The 9,573-nt window shown below is 36.9% G+C and carries 7 protein-coding genes; 3 read left to right on the top strand and 4 right to left on the bottom strand.

Features of this window, described 5'->3' with window-relative positions; translation table 11 throughout:
• From E1171_RS14585 to alaS, 3 genes are all read right to left on the bottom strand, one after another.
• Positions 1-1,059 (bottom strand): redoxin domain-containing protein (locus tag E1171_RS14585; RefSeq protein WP_187696468.1); only part of this gene is annotated, 1,059 nt, incomplete at its 3' end.
• A 121-nt stretch (positions 1,060-1,180) separates the two neighbouring features.
• Positions 1,181-2,641 carry an Asp-tRNA(Asn)/Glu-tRNA(Gln) amidotransferase subunit GatB gene (gene gatB, locus E1171_RS14590; RefSeq protein ID WP_155206770.1) on the bottom strand — a complete coding sequence of 487 codons (1,461 nt, stop codon included), beginning with the start codon at positions 2,639-2,641 and terminating at the stop codon, positions 1,181-1,183.
• Positions 2,642-2,879: 238 nt separating this feature from the next.
• Positions 2,880-5,513, bottom strand: coding sequence for an alanine--tRNA ligase (gene alaS, locus E1171_RS14595; RefSeq protein WP_155206766.1), 2,634 nt, complete (start codon positions 5,511-5,513; stop codon positions 2,880-2,882).
• Positions 5,514-5,673: 160 nt separating this feature from the next.
• Here alaS and E1171_RS14600 point away from each other — a divergent pair, with 160 nt between their 5' ends.
• The 3 genes from E1171_RS14600 to dprA all read left to right on the top strand — a co-directional run bounded on the left by E1171_RS14600 (position 5,674) and on the right by dprA (position 8,746).
• Positions 5,674-6,651, top strand: coding sequence for a M23 family metallopeptidase (locus E1171_RS14600; protein ID WP_155206767.1), 978 nt, complete (start codon positions 5,674-5,676; stop codon positions 6,649-6,651).
• Positions 6,652-6,946: 295 nt separating this feature from the next.
• On the top strand, positions 6,947-7,285 hold the full coding sequence (locus E1171_RS14605; protein ID WP_187696469.1) for a MerR family transcriptional regulator: 339 nt from the start codon (positions 6,947-6,949) through the stop codon (positions 7,283-7,285).
• A 348-nt stretch (positions 7,286-7,633) separates the two neighbouring features.
• Positions 7,634-8,746, top strand: coding sequence for a DNA-processing protein DprA (dprA, locus tag E1171_RS14610; RefSeq protein WP_155206768.1), 1,113 nt, complete (start codon positions 7,634-7,636; stop codon positions 8,744-8,746).
• A gap of 22 nt (positions 8,747-8,768) precedes the next feature.
• On the opposite strand, the gene E1171_RS14615 is transcribed toward dprA, so the two are convergent.
• Positions 8,769-9,573 (bottom strand): beta/alpha barrel domain-containing protein (locus tag E1171_RS14615; RefSeq protein ID WP_155206769.1); only part of this gene is annotated, 805 nt, incomplete at its 5' end.

Raw genomic sequence — 9,573 nt, forward strand, 5'->3', positions numbered from 1 at the left:
AATTATTTTACCTTCCTTATCTAATAAGAAGGTAGCTGGAATAGCCTGAATCTCGTATTCCTGGGCCGCCACTGAATTAAAATACTTTAGATCCGAAACATGTGTCCATGGCATACCATCCTCCTTAATTGCCTGTAACCATTTATCTTTGGTTCGGTCTAGAGAAACACTATAAACCTCAAATCCTTTCTCATGATATTTATTATACATACGTACCACATTTGGATTTTCTCTCCTACAAGGTCCACACCATCCTGCCCAGAAGTCCAGCAACACATAATTCCCTCTTAAGGAGGATAATTTAATATTATTTCCATCAGGGTCAGGCAAATCAATTTCCGGGGCAACCTGTCCTATTGCCAGTTTTCTCATATGATCAACCTTTTCCACCAACTCCTTTGTATATCGGGAGTTAGGAAGATCCTTTTGGAAGTTTTTGGATAATTTTTCCAGGAATGCAAATTCCTTCTCTTGATCAATATAATTAAGAGCAAAAATAGCAGCAATAGAAGACCCCATTTCTTCAATTTTGGATTTGATGGCCTCACTTTGCTTCTCTTGAATTCCCATAAATTCCTCCTGCAACTCCTTCATCTTGGGCTCATTTCCGTCGATTTTCGCTTGACGGAAATCATTATTCAAGGCTTGCATGGTGGCTTGGTTAGCTTGCATAAGCTCACCAACTTCTTTTAAATAGTTAGTATCGGTAGAACCAGTAATTTCCGATTTACCCATTCTACTATTACCATCAGCTATCACGTTTACATCCTCATTATTGAGAATCAACATAACAAACTGCTTATTATACAAATTTAGTCGATACAGGTTCGGTTCACTCACCTTCACTTCCAAATCAAAGGTGTTATCAGCCTTTAATTCAATAGTATCTACAGGGTTGAGCTGATTATCAACAGCCTCCTCCAGGACAATCAAACCATTTTCTTGTGGAAATTCTATTTTGCCCGACAAATTGATCGAGTTATCACTTTGTGCTTTGGAGTCTTTGTTGCAGGCCCAAAGGATTGAGGACATAAACAGCCCCACCACTAATCGCTTCATAGATTGCATTTTTTAAATAAAAAGAAATTATTTCTTCAGATAAAGATAGAGTTCAAATGCCTTTCGGACTCTCATATAAGTCTGCCCCATTAAGAGTGGCAATCCTATATGAGAGTTCTTACTAATTCTCCAACGTTTCTCTTAGCAATTGGTTGGCCAACTTTGGATCTGCTTTACCTTTACTTTTCTTCATCACTTCCCCCATAAACATGCCTAATAATCCTTTCTTACCGGATCGATATTCCTGTACTTTGGCAGGATTATTTGCCAATACCTCATCAATAATAGGTTGAATACTATCTTCACTACTATCCTGAATAAGGTTATTTTCTTCAGCAATCTTCAATGGGGTTTTTTCAGGATGAGCCAGTAATATTGGGTAAACCTTTTGAGAAGCCACCGTATGACTGATCTTCCCTTCATCCACTAAACCAATTAAATCTGCCAACTGCCATGGTTTAATCGGAAAATCATCAATATGCAGGGTTAACTCATTCAAATGAGATTTTACAGGCCCCATTACCCAGTTAGAAGCAGATTTGTAATTTTTGGTGTGCTTACACAATTCCTCAAAATACAAGGCGATCTCCTTAGTATCTGTCAACACTTCCGCATCATATTCAGGCAACTTCAACTCATTTAAGAATCTCTCATAAAGTTCCTGAGGAAGACTTGGCATCTCGGCTTGTAAGCGCTCTAGCCATTCGTCTGACACGATAAGTGGTGAAAGGTCTGGTTCCGGAAAATATCGATAATCATTTAACTCTTCCTTTGTACGCATGCCGGCAGTAGTCCCTGTAGCAGCATCAAAGGTACGAGTTTCGGAAATTATTTCATTTCCATTCTCAATTTCAAAGATTTGACGCTCCACCTCATGCTCAATAGCTCTTTGAACATTTCGGATAGAGTTCATATTTTTTACCTCTACCTTTTTACCAAATTGCTCTGCGTCATGGAGCATAACGGAAATATTGGCATCACATCTCATGGAGCCTTCTTCCATGTTTCCATCACAAATTTCCAGGTAACGCACCAACCTTCTTACCTCGGTTAGGAAGGCGTAAGCTTCATCAGAAGAACGAAGGTCTGGTTCAGTCACAATTTCAATCAATGGAACACCTGCACGGTTAAAATCTACTAAAGTGTCAGTTTCTCCTTCCAAGTGAATGGATTTTCCAGCATCTTCCTCCATGTGAATTCTGTTCAAATGAATTTGATGAGGTTTACCTTCCTTGGTTTTAATGGTTATAAACCCTCCCTGACAGATTGGAGTCTTATCCTGTGTCACCTGATACCCTTTGGGTAAATCAGGATAGAAGTAGTTTTTACGATCAAAAATATTCTCCCGTGTGATATGGGAATTACAAGCCAAACCCATTTTAATGGCATATTCAACGGCCTTTTTATTCGTTTTTGGCAAAGTGCCCGGGTGCCCCAGGGTAATCACACTGATATTAGTATTAGGCATGCTTCCATATTCATTGATATCCGGAGCATACATTTTACTTTTTGTCAACAACTGAGCATGGACTTCAAGCCCAATCACGACCGTATATTTATCTCTTACTGCTTTATCGATCATCATCTTTTATTGCAAGAATAGATTTAATTACGAATTAGAATTAAGAAATTGCAAAATTTTTGAATTAGGATTAGTTATCCAAAATAAAGTTTTAGAACTAATGGAAATAAAGATTCTTTTCAACAAGATAATACAATTCAAAAAAAGAATTGATTGAATGAAAAAAACTCCTTAATTCCACCATCCTAAAAACTATAAATTCTAATTCCTTTTGAAAAACTTATTTTATTAAAAAAACTTAATGTGCCAATTCAACATTTACCATATCATCAGCTTTTTCAACAACCTTTTGCAGCCCCTCAAGATCTTTTCCTCCTGCCGTAGCGAAAAACGGTTGACCGCCTCCTCCACCTTTAATCTCTTTGGCCAGTTCTCTAACCACCTTCCCTGCATTTAGTCCAGCTTCTTTTGTCAATTCCTCCGAAATGACCACTGAGATTTGAGGTTTCCCCTTAATATCAGCCGCTAGTACCATGAAAAAGGAAGAATATTGAGATTTAAGCTCAAAAGAAAGTTTTTTAAGTGCCTCCGCACTTGGCAACTTAACTTTCTCAATAAGAACGTTTCGCCCATGTAAAACAGTGACTCGAGTTTTTAAGTAAGTTTTTAATTTGTTTACTTGTTCCTGATGGAGGCTTTCCACTTCCTTAGCCAACTCCTGCCTTTCTATGACAAGCGACTCTAAAGCCTTTTTAATGTCCTTCGGATGTTTTAAAACTTCCCTTAGGTCATTCAAAAGTGAGGCTTGTTTTTCAACATAGGCCTCGGCTTCAATGGCAGTTACCGCCTCAATACGTCGTACTCCTGCAGCCACTGAACCTTCGGAAACGATCTTAAACAAACCAATCACCCCTGTAGCCTGTACGTGTGTTCCTCCACACAACTCTACCGAATAATTAGGATCAAAAGTAATGACACGAACAAATTCTCCGTATTTTTCACCAAAGAGAGCAGTTGCACCTTGTTCTTTTGCTTTTTCAATTGGCACATTTCTTTGCTCATCCAAAATGATGTTTTCACGAATCTTTTCATTGACCAATTGTTCAACTCTTCTAATCTCTTCCTCAGTCATTTTACTGAAATGAGAAAAATCGAATCGCAACAATTTATCATTGACCAAGGAGCCCTTTTGTTGGACATGATCTCCAAGGACCTGTTTGAGAGCCGCATGCAACAAATGGGTAGCACTATGATTATTCTGAGTTAACAAGCGTTTCCTTTCGTTCACCACACTTTCGAAAGCAACATCAAGTTTCTTGGGCAATTCAGTAACAAAGTGAACAATAAGGTCATTTTCCTTCTTAGTATCTATCACTTGAATTTTTTGACCGTTAGCTTCCAGATAACCGCTGTCTCCTACTTGCCCCCCGCTTTCTGCATAGAAAGGGGTACGATCTAAAACGATTTGGTATTGTTTCTTTTTCTTTTCAGTTACCTCACGGTATTTTATTATTTGAGAAGTACTTTGAAGTTGGTCATAACCCAAAAATTCCACTTCCTCCTGATCTTGCAAAACAATCCAGTCACCCTTTTCTACTGTAGCGGCATGCTTAGAGCGGCTTTTTTGAACCTGCATTTCTTGTTCAAAGCCCTGTTCATCCACACTTAATCCATTTTCACGAGCAATCAAGGATGTCAAGTCCAAAGGAAACCCAAATGTATCATACAATTCAAAAGCGGTCTTTCCATCAATTACCTTGCTTTCCTTCAAGTTTTCTTTGATATGCTCAAGTCGTTTTAAGCCATGCTCCAATGTCTTTAGGAAAGAAGCTTCCTCCTCATGCACTACCTTTTTAATAAATTCCTTTTGAGAAACAAGTTCAGGAAAAACACCAGTGAATTGTTCTGACAAGACCTCTAATAAGGTGTACATAAAAGGCTCTCTAAAATTCAGAAAAGTATACCCATATCTTACCGCTCTTCTCAAGATTCTTCGAATTACATAACCAGCCCCGGTATTAGAAGGTAACTGTCCATCTGCAACAGCAAAAGCCACCGCTCGGATATGGTCAGCGCAAACACGCATGGCAATATCAGTCTGCTCTGTTTGTCCATACTTCTTTGAAGACGCCTTCTCCAAAACCTGAATAAGAGGTTGAAAAACATCCGTATCGTAATTGGACATTTTCCCTTGTAGGGCCATCGCCAGGCGTTCAAAACCCATACCGGTATCGACATGCTTTTCCGGCAAAGACTTTAGTTCCCCGGAAACCATACGATTATATTGAATGAATACAAGGTTCCAGATTTCGATCACTTGGGGATGATCCTGATTAACAAGCTCTTTTCCACCTTTTTGAGCAATTTGTTCTTCTGTTCGTAAATCTATATGAATTTCGGAACATGGACCACAAGGACCATGATCACCCATTTCCCAGAAATTATCCTCCTTCGAGGCTTTTATAATGCGTTCTTCCTCAATATAAGTTTTCCAAATATCATAAGCCTCTCGATCAAACTCTAGCCCGTCTGCTTTGTCTCCCTCAAAAACAGTTACATATAATCTATCCTTTGGCAATTTATACACATCGGTGAGTAGTTCCCAGGCCCAGGCAATGGCTTCTTTTTTAAAGTAATCTCCAAACGACCAATTACCAAGCATTTCAAACATGGTATGATGATAGGTATCAATACCCACTTCTTCCAGGTCATTATGCTTACCAGAAACCCTCAGACATTTTTGTGTATCGGTTACTCTCTTTTCCTGAGCCTCTTTGTTACCAAGAAAATAATCCTTAAATTGATTCATACCTGCATTTGTAAACATCAATGTAGGATCATTTTTCATCACTAATGGTGCTGAAGGAACTACTTGATGTCCTTTACCCTCAAAGAATTCCAGGAATTTTTTTCTGATTAATTTAGACTCCATTTAAAGCAGCTAATTTGTTTATTTTAAAAGCGAATATTATTTTATTTAAAAAAACCTTAAATTGCGGTTTTGGTCTAGTATAAAGAACGAAGAATAACGCTCTTTAGGTCTATGACTACATTTTGTACAAAATTATAAGAAATAACTTTACAAGTATTATATGGCGCGAATAAAATATTATTACGACACTCAAACTTGTAAATACGAACGGGTAAAGGTAAAAAACAAAGATGTTATTCTTAATGCTTTGGGACTGTTAGCCTTAACCCTTGTATTGGCCATTGGTATAAATATCATTTACAATTCTTATTTTGAATCTCCAGATGAAGCTCAATTAAGAAAAGAAAATGAGGAACTAAAGTTCTATTATGATATCATAGAGAAAGAAATTGATGGAGCCAATAAGATGATGCAGGTCCTACAAGATCGGGATGACAATATTTATCGAACCATATTTGAAGCGGAACCCATTCCAAATACTATCAGACAAGCTGGTTATGGTGGGACTGATCGCTACAAAAATCTCATTGAAAAAGGACTGGAAAGGGAGGAGCTAATAGTACAGGATTTCAAAAGGATTGATCACCTAAAGAAACAAATGTACATTCAGACAAAATCTTACGATGAGCTACTGGAAATGGCCAAAAATAAATCTAAAATGTGGGCTTCCATTCCAGCTATTCAACCCCTTACTAATAAAGACCTCAATCGATTAGCCTCCGGTTATGGCATGAGAATGCACCCTATTCTTAAAACCAAAAAGTTTCATTCAGGCATTGATTTTTCTGCACCAAAAGGTACGCCTATTTATGCAACTGGAAATGGAAAAGTGGTAAAAGTCAAATCCTCTTTCGGAGGATATGGGAAACAGGTGGTTATTGACCATGGTTTCGGTTACAAAACTTTGTACGGACACATGAGTAAATTTAATGTAAAAAAAGGGCAGGTGGTGAAAAGAGGGGAATGTATAGGTTATGTGGGAAACACCGGACAATCTACAGGTCCTCATATTCATTATGAAGTAATTAAAGACGGTAAGGTGGTCAATCCCGTCCATTACTTTTACAAAGACTTGAACGATGACGAATATCAAAAAATATTGGAATTGGCTTCTATTGAAAATCAATCTCTTGGATAAATAATTAAAAGTTAGGAGTTAAGCAATTGAAAACCTTAATTATCATAAGCCCCTTTCAAACTTAAGACTATGGTTTAAATCAAATTAATTCTCTTTGAATTCATATTTAGTTTGGTTTTGATCATTTTATGCCTTTAATTACATCCATTGATAGTTTTACGAATGATTTAGAAGCTAATGGCTTGTTCTTTTTAAGTCATAAAGAGTATAAATTTCATCTTTTCACCCCAAGTAATTCTAATTCGTAATTAACTTGAATACTTAAACATCCAAGTACCCTATTGAGGATATAAAAGTGCCATACAAGGAAAAAACAATAGAAAAAAAATATTACACTATAGGTGAAGTCGCCGAAAAATTTGGAGTAGCCACCTCCCTGATCCGGTTTTGGGAAAGTGAATTTGATATTATTAAACCCCGAAAAGGAAGAAAAGGAAACAGGCAATTTACTGCTGAGGATATTGAGAATGTAAAGCTAATTTACCATCTGGTTAAAGTAAAAGGATATACACTACAAGGGGCAAAAGATGTTCTCAAAGAAAAAAAGGGTGATGCAATCAATCAAATGGAAATGATTGATGCCTTAAAAAATGTAAAAGCCTTATTACAAGAAATTAAAAACAAGCTACCGTAAAGCCTCTAATTAATTACAAAGTAAATAAGGATTAGATATAAGGAAGGGTGAAATTCAAGCTTGAAAAAGCTCAGTAAATAAAACTAGCACTATTGAATAAAAGGGAGAAGGAAAGAATACCCTAAATTCCAGATAAAAGATCATTTACCGGATCTTATGGAAGCCCAAATAATGGAAGGAGTGAATATTGAAATAGAAATCAAAGGGTGACCTCTCATAAAAATTCGTAATAATCCCCTTTGTTTTTCAATCTACAAAATTCTTAATAAATACCATTTACTTTTCTTTTCCCTAGATTTTAAAAGTTTTCACGAACCCGCCAAAAAGCTCTTTATACTCCCTCCCTGTATGCATACCGAGAAACTATATCAAGTCGGTCTATATTTAACTCCTGGTTTAGGGGACATTCTCATTAAAAAGTTAATAAGTTTTTGCGGTTCAGCCGAAGCAGTTTTTAAATCTCCCAGGAAGCTTGCTGGAAAAGCTTTAGGAATTGGGGATAAGATAATAAATGAACTTAAAAGGAGCAATACACTTCACAAAGCTGAGAAAATCATTAATCAGGCTGAAAGAGAAAAGGTTAAAATACTTTTTTATACAGAAAAAGAATATCCTTCCAAACTAAAACAGATTTTTGACGCTCCTTCTTTACTTTTTTATAAAGGAAATGATCATTTGAACAATAGGAAAATTATTAGTGTGGTTGGGAGTCGCAAGGCTACAGACTATGGTAAAGAAATCACTCAACAATTAATCAAGGATTTGGCCAAATACGATCCTTTAATTGTTAGCGGATTAGCCTATGGCATTGACATTTGCGCACATCGATCAGCACTGGAAAATAATCTCAATACATTGGGAATTATGGCATCTGGCATTGATATCATATATCCCAAAATACATACCAAAACCACCCTTCAGATGCTTCAACAGGGAGGAATTTTAACAGAAAACCCTTTTGGAACTCTACCCGACAGCCATTTATTTCCAGCCAGAAACCGGATAATTGCTGGGATTTCTGATCTTACAATTATAGTAGAGGCTGCCATAAAAGGTGGAGCAATCATTACAGCCCATTTGGCCTTTGATTATGACCGGGAAGTTTTTGCTGTTCCTGGAGACATCAAAAGGGAATATTCCAAGGGTTGTAACACCTTGATTAAAGATGATATCGCTCATTTATGTACAGAGGCGAAAGATATTGAGAAGGTAATGAACTGGACTTCAGAGTCAACAAAAGATACTAAAAGCCCAGAACCAATAGATTTAAGGCAATACTCGGAAGAAGAACAGAAAATAATTTCTGCCTTTGCAAAAAAATCAAGCGAATTACATATTGATGAAATCAGTTTTCTGTCTCAACTCAATATTAATAAAGTGGCTTCTAAATTACTTTTGTTAGAATTTAAAGGAGTTGTGAAAGCCATGCCTGGTAAAACTTTTGCATTGAATTTTAACTAATCCACACAAGTATAGGAAGCACTTAAGAAAACACCTTTTCAGCCATCTCCATGGCTTTTAAAAATTCGTCTTGTTTTAGCCCCAATTCCTTTTTACTACCTAAAAAAGCAATCAAAGATTCGGTCGCCAAATTCCCTACTAATTCATCTTTAGCCATAGGGCAACCTCCAAAGCCTTTAATTGCTCCATCGAACCGATGACATCCAGCGGAGTAACAGGCAGAAATCTTTTCCAAGGCAGTTTTCGGAGAAGAATGTAAATGAGCCCCAAATTCAATTGTTGGAAAGTCAGAAATAAGGGAGGAAAATAAATACATAATATTATCCCTACTGGAAACACCTATTGTGTCTGCCAATGAAATAATTTTTACCCCCATTTTCTTCAATTTCAATACAAACTCAGCAACCACCTCCTCATTATAAGGATCTCCATAAGGATTTCCGAAACCCATTGAAATATAAGTAACCAATATTTTATTATGCCTTAAACATTGATCCTGAATTTGCTGGAGTGTAATTAAAGCTTCTGCAATGGATAGTTTAGTATTTCGCTGCTGAAAAGTTTCCGAAATTGACAAAGGAAAACCTAGATAGGTGATTTCCTCAAATTGTACGGCATGATCAGCCCCTCGTTTATTAGCTACTATAGCCAATAACTTGGATTTGGTGCTGCTTAGATCCAGTCTATCCAATACATCCACCGTATCTTTCATTTGAGGAATGGCCTTTGGAGACACAAAACTTCCGAAATCTATGGTATCAAAGCCCACCTTTAACAATTGATTAATATAATCAGCTTTTTTCTGGGTAGGAATAAATTCTGGGAGT

The sequence above is a fragment of the Xanthovirga aplysinae genome, assembly GCF_009711365.1.
Taxonomy (GTDB): domain Bacteria; phylum Bacteroidota; class Bacteroidia; order Cytophagales; family Cyclobacteriaceae; genus Xanthovirga; species Xanthovirga aplysinae.

Bases quoted from the DNA above. Each gene is read 5' to 3' on its own strand.
- gatB (WP_155206770.1), bottom strand. From the start codon at position 2,641: ATGATCGATAAAGCAGTAAGAGATAAATATACGGTCGTGATTGGGCTT.
- alaS (WP_155206766.1), bottom strand. From the start codon at position 5,513: ATGGAGTCTAAATTAATCAGAAAAAAATTCCTGGAATTCTTTGAGGGT.
- E1171_RS14600 (WP_155206767.1), top strand. From the start codon at position 5,674: ATGGCGCGAATAAAATATTATTACGACACTCAAACTTGTAAATACGAA.
- dprA (WP_155206768.1), top strand. From the start codon at position 7,634: ATGCATACCGAGAAACTATATCAAGTCGGTCTATATTTAACTCCTGGT.